At 70.8% G+C, this 22,466-nt stretch carries 22 protein-coding genes and 3 pseudogenes; 15 read left to right on the top strand and 10 right to left on the bottom strand.

Annotation, left to right across the window (positions count from 1 at the left end):
* Positions 1–4: 4 nt before the first annotated feature.
* Genes ACIPXC_RS05670 through ACIPXC_RS05660 form a run of 3 tightly spaced genes read right to left on the bottom strand, consistent with a single transcriptional unit; the run spans position 5 to position 2,779 of the window.
* Entirely contained in the window at positions 5–916 is a 912-nt protein-coding gene (locus ACIPXC_RS05670) for an ABC transporter ATP-binding protein (protein WP_401613825.1), read from the bottom strand.
* A complete protein-coding gene (locus ACIPXC_RS05665; protein ID WP_401613823.1) occupies positions 913–1,800 on the bottom strand; it encodes an ABC transporter permease subunit in 888 nt (295 codons plus the stop codon). Before ACIPXC_RS05665 ends, ACIPXC_RS05670 begins: the two co-directional genes overlap by 4 nt.
* Positions 1,790–2,779, bottom strand: coding sequence for an ABC transporter ATP-binding protein (locus ACIPXC_RS05660; RefSeq protein WP_401613821.1), 990 nt, complete (start codon positions 2,777–2,779; stop codon positions 1,790–1,792). Before ACIPXC_RS05660 ends, ACIPXC_RS05665 begins: the two co-directional genes overlap by 11 nt.
* 217 nt (positions 2,780–2,996) lie before the next feature.
* On the opposite strand from ACIPXC_RS05660, the gene ACIPXC_RS05655 reads away from it, so the two are divergent.
* The 4 genes and pseudogenes from ACIPXC_RS05655 (at position 2,997) to ACIPXC_RS05640 (ending at position 6,793) form a co-directional block, all read left to right on the top strand.
* Positions 2,997–3,869 (top strand): M24 family metallopeptidase, encoded by an 873-nt coding sequence (locus ACIPXC_RS05655; RefSeq protein ID WP_401613819.1) that lies wholly within the window; start codon positions 2,997–2,999, stop codon positions 3,867–3,869.
* A 5-nt stretch (positions 3,870–3,874) separates the two neighbouring features.
* Positions 3,875–5,656, top strand: a complete 1,782-nt coding sequence (locus ACIPXC_RS05650) for an SDR family oxidoreductase (protein ID WP_401613817.1) — start codon at positions 3,875–3,877, stop codon at positions 5,654–5,656.
* Positions 5,657–5,709: 53 nt separating this feature from the next.
* A pseudogene (locus ACIPXC_RS05645) lies at positions 5,710–5,868 on the top strand (metal-dependent hydrolase); the annotation flags it as partial.
* A gap of 10 nt (positions 5,869–5,878) precedes the next feature.
* Positions 5,879–6,793 carry a MerR family transcriptional regulator gene (locus ACIPXC_RS05640; protein WP_392577000.1) on the top strand — a complete coding sequence of 305 codons (915 nt, stop codon included), beginning with the start codon at positions 5,879–5,881 and terminating at the stop codon, positions 6,791–6,793.
* Positions 6,794–7,050: 257 nt separating this feature from the next.
* Here ACIPXC_RS05640 and ACIPXC_RS05635 read toward each other — a convergent pair whose 3' ends face one another.
* Positions 7,051–7,887 carry an aquaporin gene (locus tag ACIPXC_RS05635; protein ID WP_401613815.1) on the bottom strand — a complete coding sequence of 279 codons (837 nt, stop codon included), beginning with the start codon at positions 7,885–7,887 and terminating at the stop codon, positions 7,051–7,053.
* Positions 7,888–8,030: 143 nt separating this feature from the next.
* Between ACIPXC_RS05635 and ACIPXC_RS05630 the strand changes: the two genes are divergently transcribed.
* From ACIPXC_RS05630 to ACIPXC_RS05620, 3 genes are all read left to right on the top strand, one after another.
* Positions 8,031–8,570 carry an RNA 2'-phosphotransferase gene (locus ACIPXC_RS05630; RefSeq protein ID WP_401613813.1) on the top strand — a complete coding sequence of 180 codons (540 nt, stop codon included), beginning with the start codon at positions 8,031–8,033 and terminating at the stop codon, positions 8,568–8,570.
* 147 nt (positions 8,571–8,717) lie between these two features.
* Positions 8,718–10,610: an HSP90 family protein gene (locus ACIPXC_RS05625; RefSeq protein ID WP_401613811.1), complete on the top strand. Its 1,893-nt coding sequence runs from the start codon at positions 8,718–8,720 to the stop codon at positions 10,608–10,610.
* Positions 10,607–13,663 (top strand): tetratricopeptide repeat protein, encoded by a 3,057-nt coding sequence (locus ACIPXC_RS05620; RefSeq protein ID WP_401613809.1) that lies wholly within the window; start codon positions 10,607–10,609, stop codon positions 13,661–13,663. Before ACIPXC_RS05625 ends, ACIPXC_RS05620 begins: the two co-directional genes overlap by 4 nt.
* A 147-nt stretch (positions 13,664–13,810) precedes the next feature.
* Here ACIPXC_RS05620 and ACIPXC_RS05615 read toward each other — a convergent pair whose 3' ends face one another.
* Both ACIPXC_RS05615 and ACIPXC_RS05610 read right to left on the bottom strand, forming a co-directional pair.
* Positions 13,811–14,707 (bottom strand): LLM class flavin-dependent oxidoreductase, encoded by an 897-nt coding sequence (locus tag ACIPXC_RS05615; protein WP_401613807.1) that lies wholly within the window; start codon positions 14,705–14,707, stop codon positions 13,811–13,813.
* 298 nt (positions 14,708–15,005) lie between these two features.
* Positions 15,006–15,776 (bottom strand): SDR family oxidoreductase, encoded by a 771-nt coding sequence (locus tag ACIPXC_RS05610; RefSeq protein WP_401613805.1) that lies wholly within the window; start codon positions 15,774–15,776, stop codon positions 15,006–15,008.
* Between the two features lie 60 nt (positions 15,777–15,836).
* Here ACIPXC_RS05610 and ACIPXC_RS05605 point away from each other — a divergent pair, with 60 nt between their 5' ends.
* Both ACIPXC_RS05605 and ACIPXC_RS05600 read left to right on the top strand, forming a co-directional pair.
* Entirely contained in the window at positions 15,837–16,184 is a 348-nt protein-coding gene (locus ACIPXC_RS05605; RefSeq protein ID WP_401613803.1) for a darcynin family protein, read from the top strand.
* A complete protein-coding gene (locus tag ACIPXC_RS05600) occupies positions 16,177–16,764 on the top strand; it encodes a TetR/AcrR family transcriptional regulator (RefSeq protein ID WP_401613801.1) in 588 nt (195 codons plus the stop codon). The genes ACIPXC_RS05605 and ACIPXC_RS05600 overlap by 8 nt, the downstream gene beginning before the upstream one ends.
* Positions 16,765–16,888: 124 nt before the next feature.
* On the opposite strand, the pseudogene ACIPXC_RS05595 reads toward ACIPXC_RS05600, so the two are convergent.
* Both ACIPXC_RS05595 and ACIPXC_RS05590 read right to left on the bottom strand, forming a co-directional pair.
* Positions 16,889–17,104: pseudogene (locus ACIPXC_RS05595) on the bottom strand (LLM class flavin-dependent oxidoreductase); the annotation flags it as partial.
* A 194-nt stretch (positions 17,105–17,298) separates the two neighbouring features.
* Positions 17,299–17,562, bottom strand: coding sequence for a hypothetical protein (locus ACIPXC_RS05590; RefSeq protein ID WP_401613799.1), 264 nt, complete (start codon positions 17,560–17,562; stop codon positions 17,299–17,301).
* A gap of 391 nt (positions 17,563–17,953) precedes the next feature.
* Here ACIPXC_RS05590 and ACIPXC_RS05585 point away from each other — a divergent pair, with 391 nt between their 5' ends.
* From ACIPXC_RS05585 to ACIPXC_RS05575, 3 genes are all read left to right on the top strand, one after another.
* Positions 17,954–18,298, top strand: a complete 345-nt coding sequence (locus tag ACIPXC_RS05585; protein ID WP_401613798.1) for a hypothetical protein — start codon at positions 17,954–17,956, stop codon at positions 18,296–18,298.
* 155 nt (positions 18,299–18,453) lie between these two features.
* On the top strand, positions 18,454–18,735 hold the full coding sequence (locus ACIPXC_RS05580) for a hypothetical protein (RefSeq protein ID WP_401613796.1): 282 nt from the start codon (positions 18,454–18,456) through the stop codon (positions 18,733–18,735).
* Positions 18,732–19,124, top strand: coding sequence for a type II toxin-antitoxin system VapC family toxin (locus ACIPXC_RS05575; protein WP_401613794.1), 393 nt, complete (start codon positions 18,732–18,734; stop codon positions 19,122–19,124). The genes ACIPXC_RS05580 and ACIPXC_RS05575 overlap by 4 nt, the downstream gene beginning before the upstream one ends.
* A 54-nt stretch (positions 19,125–19,178) precedes the next feature.
* Here the strand turns inward: ACIPXC_RS05575 and ACIPXC_RS05570 are convergent.
* Together ACIPXC_RS05570 and ACIPXC_RS05565 are read right to left on the bottom strand one after the other, a co-directional pair.
* A pseudogene (locus ACIPXC_RS05570) lies at positions 19,179–19,418 on the bottom strand (hypothetical protein); the annotation flags it as partial.
* Between the two features lie 134 nt (positions 19,419–19,552).
* Positions 19,553–21,046 carry a hypothetical protein gene (locus ACIPXC_RS05565; protein ID WP_401613792.1) on the bottom strand — a complete coding sequence of 498 codons (1,494 nt, stop codon included), beginning with the start codon at positions 21,044–21,046 and terminating at the stop codon, positions 19,553–19,555.
* 258 nt (positions 21,047–21,304) lie between these two features.
* On the opposite strand from ACIPXC_RS05565, the gene ACIPXC_RS05560 reads away from it, so the two are divergent.
* From ACIPXC_RS05560 to ACIPXC_RS05550, 3 genes are all read left to right on the top strand, one after another.
* Positions 21,305–21,700, top strand: coding sequence for a hypothetical protein (locus ACIPXC_RS05560; protein ID WP_401613790.1), 396 nt, complete (start codon positions 21,305–21,307; stop codon positions 21,698–21,700).
* Positions 21,701–21,780: 80 nt separating this feature from the next.
* Complete coding sequence (locus ACIPXC_RS05555; protein WP_401613788.1) at positions 21,781–22,029, top strand: hypothetical protein; 249 nt, start codon at positions 21,781–21,783, stop codon at positions 22,027–22,029.
* Positions 22,026–22,427 carry a DNA-binding protein gene (locus ACIPXC_RS05550; RefSeq protein ID WP_401613786.1) on the top strand — a complete coding sequence of 134 codons (402 nt, stop codon included), beginning with the start codon at positions 22,026–22,028 and terminating at the stop codon, positions 22,425–22,427. Before ACIPXC_RS05555 ends, ACIPXC_RS05550 begins: the two co-directional genes overlap by 4 nt.
* The last annotated feature ends 39 nt before the right edge of the window (positions 22,428–22,466 follow it).

Raw genomic sequence — 22,466 nt, 5'->3', positions numbered from 1 at the left:
CCTTTCAGGCCGTGACGAGGTAGGAGAAGACCGACTCGAGGGACTCGTCCGAGGGCGAGACCGTCAGCAGCCGGATGCCGTGCCGGCGGGCCACCAGGGGCAGCAGCTCGGTGAACCGTCCGAAGTCCACGGCCTGGATGCGCAGTGCGCCCTCCTTCAGATCGACCTCGATGCCGGCCGTGGAGGGGTCGGCGATCAGGGCCGCGGCGAGGGACCGGTCGTCGGAAGAGCGGACCATGTAGCGGTGCGGGCGGTCCGTCATCAGGCGGCGGATCTTGCGGAAGTCGCCGGAGGCGGCGTGCCGGCCGGCCACGACCACCTCGATGTGCGAGGCGAGCTGTTCGACCTCCTCCAGGATGTGGGAGGAGAACAAGACGGTGCGTCCCTCGTCGCCCATGCGCCGCAGGAGGTCCATCAGCTGCATGCGCTGGCGGGGGTCCATGCCGTTGAACGGCTCGTCCAGGAGCAGCACGGACGGGTCGTGGACGAGGGCGGATGCCATCTTCACGCGCTGGCGCATGCCCTTGGAGTACGTGGAGATCTTGCGGTCCTGCGCGTACTCCATCTCGACGGTGGCCAGCGCGCGCCGCGCGGCCGCGTCGTCGAGGCCGTGGAGCTCGGCGTTGGCGACGACGAACTCACGGCCGGTGAGGAAGTCGTACATCGCCTCGCGTTCGGGCACGACGCCCACGTGCTTGTAGATCTGTTCGTTCTGCCAGATCGGGGCGCCGTCCAGGGTGACGGTGCCGGTGGAGGGGGCGAGGAAGCCGCCCATCATGTTGATGAGGGTGGACTTGCCCGCACCGTTCGGACCCAGCAGTCCCGTGACGCCGGGGCCGATGCGCATGGTCACGTCGTTGACGGCGACGACGTTCCCGAACCAGCGGGAGGTGTGGTCGATGTCGATGGTGGTCACAGCCCGGCCTTCCGGTAGCGGGCCATCAGGGCGGCGTAGGAGCCGGCGATGAGGCCGAGGACGACGAGCAGGTAGACGAAGCCGACGCCGTCCGAGGGGCCCTCACCACCGGGGAAGGCGGAGGTGGCGTCGAGGAACGCGGTCTGCACGCCGTCGATCAGGGTGATCGGGGAGAACAGACCCAGCCAGTCGATGGATCCGGCGTTCCCGGTGCTGTAGGCGATGCCCTGTACCGCGGTAACCGCGCCGTAGGGGATCAGGAGCACTGCGATGATCGCGGCGACGCCGAACCCGCGGCGCGGGGTGAGCGCGGCCATCACCAGGCCGATCCCGGAGAAGAGCAGCGACAGCAGCAGAACCGACACGAGTCCTTGCCCGAATCCCTTGGTCTGGTCGACGAAGTCGAACTTCGCCAGGAGCGCGCCGATCCACATGATCAGCAGCGGGGTCGCGGTGAGGATGAACATGGCCGAGGCCATGGCCGCGTACTTGGCCACGACGTAGTCGACGCGTTCGATGGGCCGCGAGAAGTAGAGCGGGACCGTCTTGAAGCGCAGGTCCCGCGAGACGGACTGCGGCGCCTGGGAGGCGAGGTAGAGGCCGATGACCACCTGGGTGGTCAGGGCGTACGTCGTGTACTTGATCGGCAGGTCCGTGGAACCGGGCACCGCGATGGCCACCGCGACGATGATGAGCGCCGGGACGCACATCACCGCGAAGAGCAGCATCGGGAGGACCTTGGACTTGGCGGACCGGCCGAGCCCGTAGGCGCCGCGCAGGGACTGCGAGAACAGCGACTTGCGGGCGTAGGCGCGGCCGAGCCGGGGGCCGTCGTAGGACCGGTAGCCGATGTTGTGGATCTGCGTCGATGTCTCAGGCGCCATCGGAACCGGCTCCCCTCTGCTGGGCGGTGTACGCGGGCTGGTCGTTGTCGCGGAAGACCTCCGCGATGTGGTGGCGGCGCTGTTCCATGCGGACCAGGCCTATGCCCAGCTCGGCGACCGTGTCGCGGATGACGTCGTAGGCGCTCTCGCCGGTGGCCTCGACGAGGAGGATGTGGCCGGCTCCGGGCAGGCCCTGCTCCTCGCCCGCGTGCAGGATGAGTCCGGCCTCGGTGAGCGCCTTGCGCAGGGCGGCGGTGCCGTCCGGGTGGGCGTCGGAGTCGGTGACCTCGACCGCGAGGGTCGCGGTGGTCTGCGTGAAGTCGCTGGTGGAGCTGGAGCGCAGCAGCTTGCCGCCGTCGACGACCACGACGTGGTCGCAGGTCCGCTCCAGCTCGCCGAGGAGGTGGGAGGTGACCAGGACGGAGATGCCGAAGTCGGTGTGGACGCGTCGGATCAGGCCGAGCATCTCGTCGCGCCCGACCGGGTCCAGACCGTTGGTCGGCTCGTCGAGGAGGACCAGCTGGGGATCGTGGACGAGGGCCTGGGCGAGCTTGACGCGCTGCTTCATACCGGTGGAGTAGCCCCCGATGGGGCGGTAGCGCTCTTCGTACAGCCCTACGTGGCGCAGGGTGTCGGCGGTGCGCTCGCGGGCCGCGGTCGGCGGCAGCCCTGACATGCGCGCCATGTGGACGACGAACTCGGTGGCCGAGACGTCGGGTGGCAGGCAGTCGTGTTCGGGCATGTACCCGACGCGTTCACGGATGGCGCTGCCATGCGTATGGACGTCGAGGCCGAGCACGGCGGCGCTGCCCTCGGTGGCGGGGGACAGTCCCAGCAGAATCTTGATCAGCGTGGACTTGCCGGCTCCGTTGGCGCCCACGAGCCCGGTCACGCCGGGGCCGATGTCCAGGGAGAGCCGGTCGAGGGCGGTCACTCGGGGGTACCGCTTGCTCAGGCTTTCAGTCGCGATGACAGTCACGGAACCGACGTTAGTGGCGCGGCTCTCGTGAGGCGTCAGACCTGGAGCTGGATCCGGTCTCAGCCTTCAGGCGTACATGCCCGTACTGGAGGCTGATGTGGACCGGACAACTTTGTCCACAGGTCCGTGCACAACCCTTGACGTGATCTCCGGTCATTGTCACATTCATCAGTGTCAACTTACGGGCGCGTACGGCTATACGGATGGACGGGCTGACATGGCTGGGGACACCAGGCAACGCACCGCGCTGCACGCCGGACGGCTCTCCGCCGACCTGAGCGGGTTCAGAGAGGTGCAGCGTCTCTCGTACGAGTGCGCCGAGGCGGTCGCGGCCCAGCTGCGGCCCGGAGTGACCGAGCGCGAGGCAGCGCGCATGCAGCGCGAGTGGCTGCGCGACCGTGGGGTGCGGGACTGGTTCCACCTGCCGTTCGCCTGGTTCGGGGACCGTACCGCCTTCGCGAACTTCCGGATCCCGCTGCAGTTCTTCCCGACCAACCGGCGGCTGGAGCCGGGCATGCCCTTCATCCTCGACATGGCGCCGGTCTACAAGGGCTTCTCGGCGGACATCGGCTACTCGGGCAGCCTCGGCCTGAATCCGGTGCAGGACCGGCTCATGGCCGACCTGCGGGCGCATCGGGAGCTGATCCTGGAGCAAGTGCGCGAACGCCGCTCCCTCCGCGAGATCTACGAGGACGTCGAGCGGCTGATGAACCGGCAGGGGTACGCCAACCGGCACCGGGCCTACCCCTTCGGCGTGATCGCCCACAAGATCGACCGGGTGAAGGAGCGGCGCTGGTCGCCGACGGTGTTCGGTTTCGGCGCGCAGTCCCTGAAGGGGCTGGCCGGTGACGCCCTGCACGGGCACCGTGAGGGCTGGTCCCCGCTGTGGAGCCCGTACCACTTCTCCGACCACCCGCCGCAGCCCGGCCTGTGGGCGGTGGAGCCGCACCTGGGTTTCCGGGGCACCGGAGCGAAGTTCGAGGAGATCCTCGTGGTCACCGACTCTCGGGACCCCGAGGAGAGTGCGTTCTGGCTCGACGACGACCTGCCGCACGTGCGGCGCTGGGCCGAGGAGGAGAAGGCAGCATGAGCGGCATGAGCAAAACGGGACCGGTGGAGCCGGTGGGCGCGCGTGAGCGTACGGTGCGCACCGGCGGGGTCGAGTTGTGCGTGGTCGAGCTCGGCGAGCGGGGCCGTCCGACGGTGCTGCTGGTGCACGGCTATCCGGACAGCAAGGAGGTCTGGACGGAGGTCGCCGAGCGGCTCGCGACCCGTTTCCACGTGGTGCTCTACGACGTGCGCGGCCACGGGCGCTCCACCGCGCCGCAGCCGCTGCGCGGCGGTTTCACGCTGGAGAAGCTGACCGACGACTTCCTGGCGGTGGCGGACGCGGTCAGTCCGGACCGGCCGGTGCACCTGGTCGGCCACGACTGGGGTTCCGTACAGGGCTGGGAGTTCGCGACGGTCGGCCGTACGGAGGGGCGGATCGCCTCCTTCACCTCGATGTCGGGGCCCTCCCTGGACCACTTCGGGCACTGGATCAAGGAACGCCTGTCGCGGCCGACCCCGCGGGCGGCGGCGCAGCTCCTCGGCCAGGGCGCGAAGTCCTGGTACGTGTACATGCTGCACACCCCCGTGCTGCCGGAGCTCGCCTGGCGGGGGCCGCTCGGCAAGCGGTGGCCCAAAATGCTGCAGCGCGTCGAGAAGATGCCGGCCGGCTCCTACCCGACGGCCTCGCTGCCCTCGGACGCGGCGCACGGTGCCTGGCTCTACCGCGACAACGTGCGCCCGAGGCTGCGCCGGCCGCGAACCGACGCGTACGCCCACGTACCGGTTCAGCTGATCACTCCGACCGGGGACGCCTTCCTGTCCGAGCGGCTCTACGACGGCCTGGAGCGGTGGGCCCCGGACCTGCTGCGACGGACCCTGCCCGCCAAGCACTGGATTCCCCGGACCAGGCCCGACCAGCTGGCTTCCTGGATCGCCGAGTTCGTCACGTCCCGGGAGGAGCCGACGGCGCGGGCGCCGGAGCGGAAGGCCCCGGCCAAGTACGCCGACCGCTTCGGCGGCCAGCTGGTCCTGGTCACCGGCGCGGCCAGCGGGATCGGCCGGGCCACCGCCTTCGCCTTCGCCGAGGCGGGAGCGCGGGTGGTCGCCGTGGACCGCGACGCCGAGGGCGCGGCGCGCACGGCCGACATGGCCCGTCTCGTCGGCGCCCCCGAGGCGTGGGCGGAGTGCGTGGACGTCAGCGACGAGCAGGCGATGGAGAAGCTGGCGGCGAAGGTCGCCGCCGAGTACGGGACCGTCGACGTCCTGGTCAACAACGCCGGGATCGGCCTGTCCGGGGCCTTCCTCGACACCACGGCCGAGGACTGGAAGAAGGTCCTGGACGTCAATCTGTGGGGCGTCATCCACGGCTGCCGGATCTTCGGGAAGCAGATGGCCGACCGCGGCCAGGGCGGGCACATCGTCAACACCGCCTCGGCCGCGGCCTATCTGCCCTCCCGCACCCTGCCCGCCTACAGCACCTCGAAGGCGGCGGTGCTGATGCTGTCGGAGTGCCTGCGCGCGGAACTCGCCTCGAAGTCCATCGGCGTCTCCGCGATCTGCCCCGGCATCGTCAACACCAACATCACCGCGACCTCGCGCTTCGCCGGGGTGGACGAGGCCGAGGAGAAACGCCGCCAGGAACGCTCCTCACGGCTGTACGGCCTGCGCAACTTCCCACCGGAGAAGGTCGCCGACGCCATCCTGCGCGCCGTCGTCCGCAACGAGGCGGTCGTGCCGGTCACGCCCGAGTCCAAGGGCGCCCTGTGGATATCCCGCTTCGCCCCGCGCGCCCTGCGGCGCATCGCCCGACTGGAGCCCAGGCTGTGACCGCGGGCCCGGATCCGTCGCGCGGGCGCGGCGTCGCGGGGGCGGGACCGGAGCCCGGGTGCAGAGACCTTGGCACGGCCATACCCGGCTCCTTCCGGCGGTCGTACCATCCCTCGCAGGAGGGCTCGCTGCGCAGGGCGGTCGAGTACCTTGCGGCTTCACCTGCCGCCCGGGCCGCAGCCGGCGCGGGCGGCCGAGCCGCCATGTCGTAGGGAGCCGGGATTGTCCGATCAGGCGGTAGCCGAGTACCGGATCGAGGATCTGGCGCACCACAGCGGAGCGACGGTGCGCACGATCCGCGCGTACCAGGACCGCGGTCTGCTGCCCAAGCCGGAGCGGCGGGGCCGCTCCAACGTCTACCGGGACACGCACCTGGCGCGGCTGCGCCAGATCGCCGACCTGCTGGACCGCGGCTACACGCTGGCCTCCATCAAGGAGCTGCTGGAGGCCTGGGACGCGGGACGCGGACTGGGCGGCGTACTGGGGCTGGTCGCCGAGGTGCACGGGCCGTGGACGGATGAGGAGGCGGCCCGGATCAGCCGGGAGGAGCTGAACGCGCGGTTCGGCGGCCTGCCCGACGACGAAGCGGTCGGCGAGGCCTGCGACCTGGGTGTGCTGGAGCGGATTCCGGGGCGCCCGGACCAGTTCCTGGTGCCGTCCCCGCAGGAACTGGCGGTGGCGGCCGAGCTGTACGCGGCCGGGGTGCCGCTCGCGGCGATCACCGGGCATCTCCGGGAGCTGCGGGGTCAGGTGGAGCACATCGCCTCGCGGTTCCTGGAGTTCACCACCGAGCACGTCTTCGCGCGGTACCTCGGGCAGGTGCCGCCCACCGACGCGGACGCTGCGGAGGCGGCGACGATGGTGCGGCGGCTGCGGCCGCTGGCACAGCAGACCGTGGACGCGGAGCTGGCGCGGGCGATGCGACTCTTCGCGACCCGGCACCTCCAGCGGCACCTGGGTGCGGCGGGGACGCCGCAGCCGACGGGGCCCTCGCCGGTGGCGCTGCCCGCCGGGACGGTACGGGCGGTGCAGGAGCTGGTCGGCGCCGAGCACGTGGCTGAGTTCGTGCGGGCAGCGACGGAGCGGGAGATCCAGGCCCGGACGATGAACGATCTGGCGCGCCGGGGGGACCGGTGACGGTGCGACCGGTGACGGGTGCCCCGTCACGGGGTGACCGTCACGGGGTGACCGTCACGGGGTGACCGTCACGGGGTGACCGTCACGGGGTGACCGTCACGGGGTGACCGTCACGGGGTGACCCTGGCGGGGTGACCGGTAGCGTCTGAGCGGATCGGTCCACAGGTTCCACAGGGCGGATCACGCGTTTGCCGTCAAAATCCGCCCAAACGGCTGTGGACAAGTGCCCTTTTCCTGTGGGCAACCGGGACGGCGTCTCACCCTATGGTCCGGTAGGCGTCCCGGTCGGGGTTCGCGCCGTCCGCCGGCCCGGTCGCGGGGAGCGCGGCCGGTACGGCCGGTACGGCCGTCGCGCCCGGCGCCGGCCCGGCCTCGCGGGCCCCCCGGCCCGCACGGCCCGCGCCGTTCTTCGCGCCGGAGCCGTAGAGGAAGCCGGCCAGGGCCAGCCCGACGATCCCGCCCAACAGCTGGGCGGCCACGAAGCCCGGCAGCGAACCGGGCGCGATGCCGGTGAAGGAATCGCTGAAACTGCGCCCGATGGTGCCGGCCGGGTTGGCGAAGGAGCCGGAGGAGGTGAACCAGATCGCGGCCGCGATGTACGCCGCCACCGCCACCGGGACCAGACGGGCGCGCCCGATGCGCCCCAGCCCCTGGATGACGAGGACGAGACCGGCGGTGGCGATCACCTCGCCGACGAGCAGGTGGCCCCCGTCGAGGACCTGCGTGGCGAACGCGCCCGGGCTCCGGCCGAACATGGCCTCCGCGAGGACGGCACCACCGATGGCCCCGGCGGTCTGAGCCGCTACGTAGACGGGCACCTCACGCCCGCCGACACCCTCGCCGCCGGTGCGGCGGCTCCACCAGGAGGTGAGGGTCACCACCGGGTTGAGGTGGGCACCGGACAGCGGCCCGAAGAGGGTGATGATCAGCCCCAGGCCGATCGCCGACACGAAGGAGTTGGCGATGAGGGCGACGCCGGTATCGGCGCTGAGCTGCCCAGCCTTGAGCCCGGAGCCGACCACGACCACGAGCAGGCCTGCGGTTCCGATCAGCTCGGCAGCCGCACGGCGTGGCAGAGAGGTATGGGCTGTCATGGGTCTCCCCCAGGGAAGAAGTGATAATGGAAAGTGTATTCCGCATCCTGGAATGACGATAGAGGGCGTCCCCCACCGCCCGGCACCGCACGCCCCCGGAAAATCCCTGCCGGAGCGCCTCCCGAGCGGGCACGCTGGGGTTCATGGATGCAAGACGCACCGTGAAGGTGTCCAAGTACGTCTCGAAACACCTGCGGCACCAGCCGGAACGGATCGGACTGACGCTCGACCCCCACGGCTGGGTGGAGATCGACGACCTGCTGCGCGCCGCCGCCGCACACGGCTTCCCCTTCAGCCGCGCCGAGCTCGACCACGTCGTGGCCGCCAACGACAAACAGCGGTTCGCCGTCGACGGAACCCGCATCAGGGCCAGCCAGGGACACACGGTCTCCGTCGACCTGGACCTTCCGGAGGCCGAACCTCCGGCGTACCTCTACCACGGCACCGTGGCCGCCGCCCTCGCCCCGATCCGCACCGAGGGCCTGCGCCCGATGGCCCGCCACCACGTGCACCTGTCCCCCGACCGGGAGACCGCGACCCGGGTGGGCGCGCGCCGCGGCCGGCCCGTCGTGCTCAGCGTGGACGCCGCGGCGATGCGCGCGGCCGGGCACGTCTTCCGGATCAGCGCCAACGGGGTATGGCTGGTGGGCTCCGTACCCCCGCAGTTCCTGCGCTTCCAGTAGCCGCGGCAGCCCCGTCCTCCCCGCGCACGCCTGAAATCGCGCGGAGATTGTCTGACCGTCCCCTTAATGTGTGTCCCACTCCGGGATCAGTGAGGGGGGACCTCGCGATCGCCGAACCCTTCACTCACACACGCGAGGTGACGCCCCATGACGTCCGGACCCGTGTCCGAACCCACGTCCACGCCCCACAGCTTCCAGGTCGATCTGCGCGGTCTGGTGGACCTCCTCTCCCACCACCTCTACTCCAGCCCCCGCGTCTACGTCCGCGAGCTGCTGCAGAACGCAGTGGACGCCGTCACCGCGCGCCGGGCCGTCGACCCGGCGGCACGGGTCCATATCCGGCTGTCGGCCTCCGGCGGCCGCGTGACCATCGAGGACAGCGGCATCGGCCTGACCGCCGCCGAAGCACACTCCTTCCTCGCCACCATCGGCCGCAGCTCCAAGCGGAGCGGCGACGACGCCTTCCACGACCAGGCCCTGGAGGCCACCCGCCGCGACTTCCTCGGCCAGTTCGGCATCGGACTGCTCGCCTGTTTCGTCGTGGCACGCCAGATCCGCGTCATCACCCGCTCCGCCCGCGACCCCCACGCCGCCCCCGTGGAATGGCTGGCCACCGACGACGGCTCCTACACGGTGCGCGAACTGCCGCACGCGGCCCGCCCCGAGCCCGGCACCACCGTCGTCCTGGAAGCCCGTCCGGGTGCGACGGAATGGACCGCCGCGTCCAAGGTCGAGGAACTGGCCCGCGACTACGGCTCCCTGCTGCCCTACGACATCACCTTCGACGACGGCGAGGGCGGCGCACCGCGCCCCGTCACCGACCGGCCCGCCGTGTGGGAGCGCACCTTCGCCACCCCCACCGCCCGTCGCGTCGCACTGGCCGGGCACTGTGCGGAACTCTTCGGCTTCACCCCGCTCGACACCATCGACCTCGACCTCCCGGTCGCCGGTGTGCGCGGAGTGGCGTACGTCCTGCCCGATCCGACCAGCCCGGCCCACCGGGCCGGACACCGCGTCCACCTGAAGGGCATGCTGCTGACCCAGCGGGCCGACAACCTGCTGCCGGAGTGGGCGTTCTTCGTCCGCGCCGTCATCGACACGGACACCCTGCGGCCCACCGCCTCGCGCGAGAACCTCTACGACGACGAGACGCTCTCCGCCGTCCGGGAGGCCCTCGGCGCCCGCATCCGCGGCTGGCTGGCCGAACTCGCCGCGAGCGACCCCGACCGCCTGGCCGCGTTCCTGCGCGTCCACCACCTCGGCGTGAAGTCCATGGCCCGGCACGACTGCGAACTGCTCGGGCTGATGCTGCCGTGGCTGCCGTTCGAGACCAGCGCCGGTTCGATGAGCCTGCAGGAGTTCGCGGCGGCCCACACCGACATCCACTTCACGCGTACCGTGGAGGAGTTCCGGCAGATCGCACCGATCGCCGCGGCCCACGGCCTCGGCGTCATCAACGCCGGCTACACCTACGACGCGGATCTGCTCGCCCTGCTGCCCGCCGTGCGGCCGGAGCTCAAGGTGACCGAGCTGGACGCCGGAGCCGTCACCGAACGGCTCGACCCGGTACCCACCGCCGCCGAGCTGGCGCTCGCGCCCTTCCTGGCCACCGCGCGCACCCGCCTCGAACCCCAGAGCTGCGACGTGGTGCTGCGCGCCTTCCAGCCCGTCTCCGTCCCCGCCCTCTACCTGGACGACCGCCAGGCCCGCCAGGAACGCGACCGCACCACCGCACTGGAGAGCGCCGACTCCCTGTGGAGCGGCATCCTCGGTGCGCTGCGTGGATCCGCACCCCGCGCACGCCTCGTCCTCAACCACGACAACCCGCTGGTCCGCCGGATCTCCGGCCTGCAGGACGAGGCGCTGACCGGCACCGCCGTCGAATCGCTGTACGGACAGGCTCTGCTGATGTCCCAGCGCCCCCTGCGCCCCGCCGACTCCGCCCTGCTCAACCGGGCCTTCCTCGGACTCCTGGAGTGGGCGACACACTCCACCGCGCATCCCACCGACACCCGTGACGGGGAGGAGAACCAGAAGTGACGACCCTGACGCACGAGGAGATCGTGCGGGGACTGGCGGAGAACCGCGAGGCGCCGGGCGGTGCCGCGCGCAACGCGCACGCGGAGGCCCTGGCGGGCGCGGCCGAGGCACACGGCGACCGGGCCCTGTTCCGCGAGGCCCTGGACAACCTGATCAACGCCTACCTCTACAGCTCCGAGTCGCCGAAGATCCTCGTCCCCTTCGCGCGGCTGCTCCAGGAGTACGACAAGGACCCTGCGGCGTTCTCCGAGTGGGAGACCCACTCACTGTTCTGGCAGTTCAAGTGGGTGGCAACGGCCATCGCCGACTCCCCCGGCATTCCGCTGGACTCGGCGACCGGCTGGCTGGACGAGATGGAGCGCCGCTACCGGCTCGCCGGATACAGCGAACGGCCCGTGCGCGACGCGGAACTGTGGCTGGCCCACGCCACGGGTGACGACGAGCGCGCGGAACGCGCCTTCCGCAGCTGGCTCGCGGCGGAGCGCGACGACATGAGCGACTGCGAGGCCTGCGAGCTCGGGGGACAGGGCCACTACGCGATCCTGCAGGGCGACGACGCCGGGGCCCTGGCGCTGTGGCAGCCGGTCCTTGAGGGACGGCTGGTATGCGCCGAGGAACCGCACCGTGTGCTCGCCGCCTCGCTGCTGCCGCTGCTGCGGCTCGGCCGGACCGACGAGGCGCGCTCGCACCACCTGCGCGGCTACCGCATGGCCCGCGGCAACGACAGCCTGCTGCCCTCGGTCGGCAAGCACATCGAGTTCTGCGCGCTCACCGGCAACACCTCGCGGGGCCTGGAGATCCTGGCCGAGCACGACTCGCACGTCGCGCCGCTTGCGAACCTCGACGACCGGCTGGCCTTTCACGGCGGCATCCTCGTCCTGCTGCACCGCCTGCGGGAGCTGGGGCACGGAGATCTCCCGGCCGTCTCCTACGAGGGCACCCCCCGCACCGTCTCCGAGCTGTACGAGGTGCTGTACGCCGGCTGCGTCGACATCGCCGGGCAGTTCGACGCGCGCAACGGCACCACCCGGGTCTCGGAGCGGTTCCTCGCGCGGGTCGTCCGGGAGCCGCTGGCGGTGGACCTCCCGCTGGGAGTGCGCACCGCCGGGCTGCCCCGCCCGGCAACGCCCGGCGCCGGGGCGGCCCCCGTCGAAGCCGTCGCCGCGCCCGCCCGGAACGGGACGACCGCAGCGACGCCCGTCGGTTTCACCGAGCTGGTGGCGCGCGCCCGACGGGCACGGGACCTGGGTCATCCGGGTGCGGACGCCCTGTGGGCCGAAGTGGCCCTACGGCGGGAGGCGCAGCGGGAGGGGCAGCGGGAGGCGGATCCAGAGGGGGATCCGCTGGTCCGCGCCGACCTCGCGGACCAGCAGGCGCTGGCCGCCGCGCGGCGCGGGGCGCAGAACGCGGGTGAGCTGCTGGCCGCCGTCCGGGACGAGTACCGGGCGCTCGGCCGGGCGGAACGGGCAGCGCTCGCGGAGCTTCGGATGGCGGGCGCGGCCGCTCGGTCGGCGGCCGCACCCGCCGAGATCCGCGCGCTGCTGCGGGCCGCCCTGCGGTCCGCCGAGGCGCTGGACCGCACCGAGCCGCTGCGTGCGCGCCGGATCGCCCTCGCGGAACTGTCGGCGATCCGCCTGGAGTCGTACCTGCGCACGGTGGAGAACACCGGCCCGGACGGGCACCACGACCACGGTCATCCCCACGCCGGGGACCAGGAGCACGGTCACGCCGAGCTCGCCGCCGAACTGACCGCCTTCGTCGCCGTCCACCGGGAAGCGGCGCCCGACCTGGTGGCGGAGGCGGAGGAGATGCTGGGCCGGGTGGCCCTCGCGCAGGGCGACCCGGAACGTGCCGTGCCGCTGCTGGCGACGAGCGCCGAGCGGGCCGTCGCCGCGGGACGCCCCTGGCAGGCGGTGGACCCGCTGGTGCTGCGGGCCGGGGTGCTGATGTCGCTGGACCGCGCCGAGGAGGCGGAACAGGCGGCGCGCGCCGCGCTGGAGCATGCCGCCGAACTGACCGACGCCGAGGCGCAGGGCGTCGTACGGCTGACCCTCGCGGACATCCTGCTGCGGCGGGACGGGACGGGGGCCGAGGCTGCGGCGCACGCGCTGACGGCGGCCCACTGGTTCGACCGGGCGGGTCTCGGGGACGACGGCGGTGCACAGGCCCGGCTGCTGCTGGCCAGGGCGTACGCACGGGACGAGCGCGCCGCCGAGGCGGCAGAGGTGCTGCAGTCGGCCCTGCCGGACCTGCTGGAGCACGGCGACGGGCAGACCGTGTCCGTACGGGAGTTCCTGGGCGACCTGCTGCGGCGGCTGGGCGAGCTGCGCCCGGCGGCGGAGCAGTACCTGCTGGCGGCGGAGGTGACCAAGGGGTGGGAGGATCCCCGCCCGCAGGCGAGTCTCGCGCAGTCGGCCGCAGACACCCTGAACGACGCGGGTCTGGCCGAGCAGGCGGTCGCCGCCTACGAGCGGGCCCTGGAGCTGCACCGCTTGACGGGCGCGGCGCCCGTCGCCGAGGTCCGGGTGCTGCGCTCCCTGGCCTGGCTGGGTCTGCGCGAGGAGATCACCGCCGCGACGGTGGCCGGCGCCCGGGGCCGTATGGAAGAGGCCGCCGCGGTACTGGAGGCGGCCCTGGCCGCCGACCCCGGAGCCCCTGATCTGCGGTCCGAACTCGCCCAGACCTGGCACCAGCTGGCACAGGTGCTCGACCGATACGTCACCGCCGCCCCGGACGCCGACGGGGACGGGAGCACGGAACCGCTCCCGTCGACCCCGCTGAGCCCGGCGGAGGTCGACGCACTGCGCCTGGAGGAGATCGAGCTGTGGGACCGGGCCGGCCGGACCTATGCGGAGCTCGGCCCCGACCACCTGCGGGACCGCTTCCAGTGCCTGAACAACGCGGCCTGGACGGAGCAGGAGCGCGGTGACGCCGAGGCGGGGGCGGCCCGCGTCTCCGCACTGATCGAGGAGGCACGGGGGCTTCCCGAGGACGAGGTGGCGGACTGGCTCCTGCCCTCCGCCGAGCGGTTGCTGGAACAGCTGAACAGCTGAACGGCCGGAACGACTGAACGGCCGGGACGGCCGGGACGACCCGGCGACCAAAACGGCGAGGACGGCCACACCAGCCAGGACGGCTGACTGTCTTGGTGTCCCGCACGGTCGTCGCCGCTCCCGCACGGAGCGGCGACGACCGGTCGATCAGCTGGCGAGCTGCGCCAGGGCCTCGGTGGCGATCTTCTCAAAGACGGCCTCGTCAGCGGCGAAGGCGGAGTCCGGGATCGGTGCGTGGATCACCAGCTCCGTGAAGCCCAGCTCGCGATGCCGGCCGGCGAAGTCGACGAACGCGTCCACGGACGCCAGCACGGAGTTGGCCTCGGGCGTGAACCCGGTCAGCAGGATCTTGTCCATGGGCCCGGAATCCCGGCCGATCTCCGCACAGGCCTTGTCGAGCCGTTCGAGCTGCCCGCGCAGGGCCTCCAGCGACTGCTCGGGGGTGCCGTCCTCGAAGAGCTTCGGGTCACCCGTGGTCACCCACGCCTGCCCGTACCGGGCGGCGAGCCGAAGACCGCGCGGTCCGGTCGCGGCAACCCCGAACGGCAACCGCGGCTCCTGCACACAGCCGGGGATGTTGCGGGCTTCCTCGGCGGAGTAGAAGGTGCCCTCGTGGCTCACGGAGCCCTCGGTCAGCAGTCGGTCCAGCAGCGACACGAACTCGGCGAAGCGATCGGCGCGCTCACGCGGGGACCAGGCCTCCTGGCCCAGGGCCGTCGCGTCGAACCCGTTGCCGCCGGCGCCGATACCGAGGGTGATGCGGCCGCCCGAGACATCGTCCAGGGTGATGAGGTCCTTGGCGAGGGTCACCGGGTGACGGAAGTTCGGCGAGGTGACGAGGGTTCCCAAGCGCATACGGTGTGTCACCGTCGCCGCGGCCGTGAGGGTGGGGATCGCTCCGAACCACGGCCCGTCGCGGAAAGTCCGCCAGGAAAGGTGGTCGTACGTGTACGCGGCATGGAAGCCGAGGTCTTCGGCCCGCCGCCAGGTCTTCTGCCCTTCGACCCATCGGTGGATGGGGAGGATCACCGTACTCAGTCGCATGTCCTCGACTCTATGTCCCGGAGGGACCGCAGGGACGCTCTCCCGGGACAGGGTCGAGGCGGTCACCGCACACGTCGCGAGGGCTTCGGCCGTTGCTCAAGCATGCCGACCTGTACGGCCACACGTAACGGCCACATGTGAGCGATCGACGCAGCGGTCGCCAAGACTGCACTCCGGATGCCTGGACCGGTGGGCAGGCTCACCTCTGGCGTCGATCGCATGGCCAAGCTGCGTCCCGGGCGTACAGGAAAGGGGTGAGCCCGAGGCCGTGACCGACCTCGTTCCCGTCTTTCCGTGGTCAGCCGTCCCGGAGCAAGCGTGCCGCCAGGGCCGGGGACAGCCGGTGCAGGACCGTCAAGGCGCGGGCCTTGCCGACGCGGATGACCGGGCGGTTGCGGTCGAGGCCGCGCAGCAGGTCCGCGGCGGCCCGTTCCGGACTGATCTTGCCGGTGCCCCGGCCGGCCGTCATGGCCGTGTCGACGAGGGGCAGCATGGCTTCCGTCACCTGTATGCCCCGCTCGTCGTCGGCGAGCTGGTAGCGCAGGGCGGTGGTGTAACTACGCAGTGCGGCCTTGGTGGCGCAGTACAGGGGAGCGGCGCGCTTCGGGGTCAGAGCCAGGGCCGAGGTGACGTTGACGATCAGGCCTCCCGGCAGCATCAGCGGCAGGGCCAGTGCGGTGAGCTTGACCGGCCCGGTCAGGTTCGTTCCGATCTCCGTGTCCACGTCGCGCAGCAGTCCGTCGGGGTGGCGCTCGGCCGTCCGGTGACCGAACTGCACCGCCGCGTTGTTGACCAGCAGTCGGATGCCGCCCCTGGCACGCAGCTGCTCCGTCATGGAAACGATCTCGCTCTCCACGGAAAGGTCGCACCGGATGGCCTCGATCCCCGGAAGGGCGTCGGCGGCAGCCAATCGCTCCCCGTCCCGACCGCAGACGACGACCCGCTCGCCGCGCCCTGCGAGCTGTCGTGCCAGCGCCAGACCGACGCCCGCGGTGCCGCCGGTGATCACGGCCAGTCCCGTGCGTTCCGTACCGGACACGTCTACCCCCTGCTCGTTCCGATATTTCATTACAGCACTGTACTGTAACGAAATATGAGCAAGGGATGCGCGCACACGAGAGGGAGCGTCGTGACGTACGTGGTGATGAACATGCTGCAGTTCCAGCCCGCCTGGCTCCGGTTGGATCGGAGCGAGCGGGCCCGTGTCTGGGAAACGGTCAAGGCCCTGGCTGCCCGAGACGAAGGGATCCGGCTGCGCTGGTTCGACGCGGAGGCGTTCTGCGCCGACTACAGCGACATCCTGTTCGTCGAGACCGAGGACCTCTCCGGTTACTACATGTTCTGGGAGGCGGTTCGGGACACCGAGCTGTTCTCGGTGCCGTACGTCGAGGTGAAGCAGATCGCGATCGGGGTCGAAGACGGGTTCGCCGCATACGACAGGGCCGTCGCCGAGCAGGGGCAGGTGACCAGTGAGTGAGCGACGCCCCGCGCCGGGTCGGCCGCGCAGCGACGAAGCCTCGGCACGGATCCTGCGGGCCACGGTCGAGCTTCTGGCCGAGAGCGGGGCGGCCAACGTGTCGGTCGACGCGGTGGCCGGCCGTGCGGGCGTCTCCCGGCCCACGGTGTACCGGCGATGGAAGGACCGAACGGAACTGATCGCGGCCGCGGTCAGGGACGCCTTCGCGCAGACCAACCCCGAAGCCCCGCACACCGTCGACCCACTGGCGGACCTCGTCACCGTGCTGTCCAACACCATGCGCCTCCTCACCGGCACCGAACTCGGCCGCGTCATCGCCGGACTGGTCAGCGAACTGCCCCGATCGCCCGAACTCGCCACCGCTCTGCGCGAAGTGGAGCGCGAGAGGCGCGAGGTCCTCCGCCAGGTGCTGCGACGGGCCGAAGAGCGGAACCGGCTGCGGCCAGCCGATGTGGAGCTGGCCGTCGATCTCCTGCTCGGCCCGGTCTACTTCAGGTTGCTCATCACCGGCGACCCCGTCTCCCGCGAACTCGCCACGGAACTCGCTGAACTGGTGGTCGCCCCACCGAGTCCCGACTGACCGGCCCCTGGCGAAGTGACCACTCGGGCGAACCGGGGCCCGCCCCCGGTCCCGGTGCCGGACGTGCGGAGCCCCTCTGAAGAAGACCCGCAGGTCAGGCCACGATAGGTGAACAAGGTTTGACCGAGGTCACGAGCGTACCCAACCGCATACCCTGTGTGACCGTCGCTGCCGCTGTCAGCGTCGGGATCGCACCGAACCACGGCCCGTCCCGGAACGACCGCCACTACAGGTGGTCGTACGTGTACGCGGCGTGGAAGCCGAGTTCTTCGGCCCGCCGCCAGATCTTCTGCCCTTCGACCCATCGGTGGATGGGGAGGATCACCGTGCTCAGACGCATCACTCAGACGATACGCGGTCCCGGCCACCACTGCCGTGCCGACGGAGCAGGTCGATACCGGCGGCGGGGAGGGACCGCGGGGTTCGCCGGCCTGAAGGGCGGTCTCCGCGCGAGAAGCGCCCCTCCCCTCGCGTGATCCGCCCCTGCTGAGGGCCGTGTCATAGCGAGGGAAGGAGCGCTTCCATCAGCGTCGATCAGCCGCGGCTCTTCCAAGAAGAAGCGGCGCAACTCTTGAAGCGCCCCTTGAACGGCTCCGGGAGGTTCTGGACCTTGATTCCCCGGTACTGTGGCAGGTTGATGATCCTGGCGTTCTCCGCGCACAGCGCCTTTGTCGGCTCCCAGTTGCACGAGCGGGTGTTGTACTGGCAATCGCGCGCGGACGCCTGCGAAGCCCCCATGGCTCCCACGCCGGATGCCATGAGAACGGTCACCAGAACCATGCTCGCCTTGCGCTTCATGTTTCCCCCATATGGTTACTACTTCGGGCGCGCAACCTGCGCGCCCGGGTCGAATACAGACTCTAGGAACCCGCGTTGTTCCTGCCCAGACATCTGAGGATCTTCAGAGCTTCCCGACCGGACATGCTGCCGGTGTAAAACAGGCAAGGTAACCGTGCGCGGTCCTCGGCCCGCCGCCAGGTCTTCTGTCCCTCGCTCCACCGGTGGATGGGAAAGATCCCCGTACTCAGACGCATCCCCCCGACATACGCGGGCCTCCCACTGCCACGGATGTGCCGACCGAAGAAGCTGATTCGGGAAGCCACGCCGACGTCTCGGCGGGGGTCGCTACCGTGGCGTCCTGAGCACGCTGAACGTGGCTGACGCCGTACAGGGCGCGGGTGGACCCTCGGTGGCCGACCTCATCGAGCGCAGCGCCGAATTGAAGGGGTGGATGGTCGCCTTCGCGCAGAGTGCCCGTTTCGACCGGTGGTTGACGCCCCTCCTGCTGGAGGCCGGTTGGCCTGAACGGCAGTTGGAGGAGGGCGAGGCGATCCGGATCACCGATCACTTCATCCTGGGGTACCGCCTGCCGGACGGTTCGACCGTGATGGACCGGTTCGTCGCCGGCCGGAAGGACTTGACCCCGGCCGACCGGGAGATGCCGCTCGGCTGGCGTGACCCGGTCGAGGGCGTCTTCGAGATCCGAAGCCGAGGATCGACGGGCTCAACTTCTACGCCGGCTACGGCACGGTGAGGCGCTGCTGCGCCGGCGCAAGCCCTGGTACTACGAGAACGAGCCCCGTCCGGGCGTCTCCGTCATCGGCGACCGCCTCAGCAGGCTCGCCGCCGGCCGCCGATAGTCACCGCAGAGCGCCAGCGGGTTAATAGGTCATGTACTACACTTCCCCTATGGACACGCCCCGCCCCGGCAAGACGCGAGTCACCAGCGTCTCCCTACGTGCCGAGACCCTGGAGGCGATCCGCGCACGCGCCGGCAAACAAGGCGTCTCCTCCTATATCGAGGAGGCCGTACAGCGGCAGCTCCAGCGCGAGGCCATCGACGAGTACATCGCCACTGCTGAAGCAGAGCATGGCCCTGTCGACCCTGCCGAGGTGTCGGACAAGGCCGAGCGTATCCGCGCCCACCACGCTGCCCACCGCGGTGAGCCCGCTCCAGCGGACGCCGCATGAGCGGGACTCTCGTTCTCGACAGCGAGGCCCTCTCCAAGCTTTCCCGTCGGCACCGTGACATGACCGTATGGCTGGACGTCGCCCGCAGACTGGACCTGCTCGTCGTGACGAGTGCCGCCACGCTGGTGGAGGCGCGCGACCCGAAGGTGCCGCAGGCGGCGTTCGACCATGCCGTTTCCCTGGCCAAGGTGCGCCCCGTCACGGAGGAGATCGCACGTGCGGCAAGCAGCCTGCTCGCCGCAGAAGGCCTGCACGGTCACAAGTACGCCATCGATGCGATGCTCGCGGCCACGGCCCACGTGGAGCACGGCGACGTCACTGTCATCACGAGCGACACGGATGACCTGCGCAGACTGTGCCACCCTCGCATCGCCGTCGAGCCGACCTAAGCACCCACGTCGGCTTTTCCTGCCCCCTTGCCGCGTTTCCGCAGGTCAGCCTGCGATAGGCGAACGAGCCTTGACCGACATCACGAGCGTGCCCAGACGCGTACTCTGTGTGGCTGTCGCTGCCGCTGTCAGCGTCGGGATCGCACCGAACCACGGACGGTCCCGGAAGGTCCGCCAGGAAAGGTGGTCGTCCGTGTACGCGGCGTGGAAGCCGAGCGCCTCGGCGCGCGGCCACTTGGCGCGGCCTACCTCGTGCCAGCGGTCGATCGGCAGGATCACAGTGCTCAGTCGCATGGTGGTGACCTACGCGCAGGCGGCCTGAGCACCAGGGTCCAACCTCAGGAGCCGGCCGCGCCGGACCACGAGCGGAGCGATGACGGGTGCCTCGCCGACGGCGTGGCACCCGTCCGTGCGCTGCCGAGCGGTGTTCAGCGCAGGACGGTGACGGGCGCCACGCTGCCTCCGTCCGCATGAACGAGGGCGTATCCGCCGGAGTCGAGGATCCACAGGTCGGCGGGGAACCGGGTGTCGGTCTCCCGCGTCGCGACCTCGTGGGTCCGCAGGCCAGTACGGGGGGAGACGGCCGTCAGCTTGCTGCCGCCGACCGCCCAGATCTCGTCCTCATGGCGGACCACCCCCTCGACCTCGTCGTCGGTGTCGATGCTCCAGAGCCGGGTGCCGCTGGTCAGGGAGAACCCGGCTATCCGGCCCCGTGTCGACTGGTACCCCGGCCTGTTGCCGCTGGATACCCACCGCCGGTCACCGGATCGCACCTCGGCAGCCACCAAGGTGTCGCCGACCACGGCGGCCGAGCGGACCGGGCGGGCCTCCAGCACATCGAGGTACTCGCTGGAGTATCCGGGCAGGATCCGGATCTCCCCCGTCGGCTCGTCGGTCGGCAACGTGGTGCGGACGTCTCCCCGTTCGTCGTAACTAACTACTGCCCGGGTACCGCGGAGGTCGCTCTCGTGCACCCAGAGAGTCAGGGGGGCGGCTGACAGGACCATCAGGAACCGCGGGGCGCCGACAGCAGGCACTTGGCCGCGGCTGAGTCGTCGGCCGTCGCGACCCGCGTACGTGGCCAGTGCGGGAGCGGCGCGCGCCCCGCAGTCGGCGACGGTCACCACGGTGTGGTCGTCGCCGTCGGCGAGAAAGGGGGAGCAGCCTGCCTCGCTCGCGGCGCGCCAGCGCTCCCTTCCGTCGGACAGTCGGACGGCTCTCCATCCTCGGGCCTCGGGCAGAATCACGGTCTCGCCGGTGACCGCGATCAGGTCGGGTACCTGGCCTTTCAGGGCACGATCCACCGGTGCCATGGAGGAACGCCAAACCTCCCGCCCCGTGCCCAGCTCCAGGGCGGCCACGGCCGCGCAGGACGCGCCATCCGTGGTGTATCCGAGGACACCGATGCTCCCTGGCGTCCGACGGCTCAGTGTGCAGACCGTCTCCCGGCCAGGAGGGCTCCAACTCCACGCGATACCACCGTCGTCGACCCGGAACGCGGTCACCCTGTCCGCCCGTACCCGAACGACGACGCCGCCACTGTGCCAGCTGCCCACAGCCGACACACGGGTCTGGGTGTCATGCGGGGCCGACCACACGGGCCGTACGAACTCTCCCGTCGACGAGACGGCCGCCAGCGCGACCAGGACGGCCGCGACGAGAGCACCGGTCCAGGCCCAGAAGCGGTGTGTCAGCACCGCGCGGAGAAACGGCCACCAGGTGATCCACAGACCGAGGGCGCCTCCGATGAGGTACGCCCACTCGCTACCGTCACCGAGGCCCAGCAACTTCAGCGTGCCCCCGGCCAGAAGCGCTCCCGCCGCCGCCCCGCCTGGCAGGGCGATGATGGCCGCGACCGGTCCGGCCACCGGCCAAGGGGGTATCGCACCCGAGGAACGGACGACGTTGCGTGTGCGCGCCATGGCATCTCCCCTCCGGCCGGCGGGCGGAGAGCGGCCCGACGGGCTTTCCTGTTCGCTGCCATGATCCGCCTCCGGCGACGGGCGGCGTAGAGCTGATCACGGACGCCGCGACGGCCCATGACTGCTGACAACCGGCAATCGCAGTCTCTGGCACGGCGTGCTGGGAGCGTGCGCGCCAGTGATGAAACGCCCGGCAGGCGACGCGAGACGCCCCTGACGCATGTCTCCCCGGGTCAGGCTGTGACAGGTGAACGAGGCTTGACCGAGGTGACGAGGGTCGAGCTGCCGTCAGCACTGGCGGGTTCGGACACCGTCGGCGTCATCTACGACCAGGTCGACGGGCTCAACTTCTACGCCGACTACGGGATACTGCGGGACCTCTTCGCTGATCCGGCCCTCGCGGGCCGCAAGCAGCACCAGAACCTGCTGCGCACGTACCTGCGCGAGGAGTCGATCACGCCACTGCCGATCCGCCGACGGATGGTCGCCGCTCACCCGGAGACGGCGGACGCCGTGTTCCGAAAGCCGCTGAGGAAGCCCGGATTCGTCTGGAGCGAGCACGCCGACGCGCTGCTGCGTCGGCGCAAGCCCTGGTACTACGAGAGCGACCCACGCCCCGGGCGGGGTGTCCGTGATCGGCCACCGTCTGAGTGAGCTGCTCGGTGCCGGACGGCGCTGAGCTCATAGGTGGGTAAGCCCGACAGATGGCACGCATACCGCAGTATGCTGGCTCCATGGCTGATACGACCCGCATCACGGTCACTCTGCCCACTGAGCAGGTGGCGGAGCTGAAGAGGCTCACGGACAACGTCTCCGGCTACGTCGCGGAGGCGGTCGCCCGCCAGATCAGAAACCAGCTGCTCGGCGAGGAGCTGCGCCGCTACGAGGAGGAGCACGGCGCGTTCACCGACGAGGAGCTGGCCGCGGCCCAGGCCAGGATCTTCGGCACGGCCGAGCACGAGGAGCCGGCGAGCGCCGCGTGAACCACCGCATCGAGACCGTCGTACTGGACTCCCAAGGACTGTCCGCCTGGATCTCACAGGACCGGGCCGTGCTCGCGATGATCCGGTCCTTCCACTCGATGGCTGCCGATCTCGTGGTCTGCGCCAACACCATCGTGGAAGTCGTGCACGCCCGGGTGAACACCGCCCGACTGAACTGGGTGCTCTCCCAGGTCAAGGTGGAAGCGGTGACCGAGCAGGCGGCCAGAGCCGCGGCCGGCCTGCTGAAGGAAGTCGGCCTTCACGGCCACAAGTACGCGATCGATGCCACCGTCGCCGAGCTGGCACTCCGCCAGCCGGGCCCGGTGGCCATGCTCACGTCGGACGTCGACGACATGGCCAAGCTGTGCGGCAACCGCGTCCGGCTCATCGCGATCTGATCCGCTTCGCTTCGGTCGGGACCGAGACGCCCCTGACGT

Origin of the sequence: Streptomyces sp. NPDC090021 (assembly GCF_044748225.1) — a bacterium.
Lineage (GTDB): Bacteria > Actinomycetota > Actinomycetes > Streptomycetales > Streptomycetaceae > Streptomyces.
The sequence above is the reverse complement of the archived record's forward strand: the minus strand, read 5'-3'. Positions and strand labels throughout refer to the sequence as shown.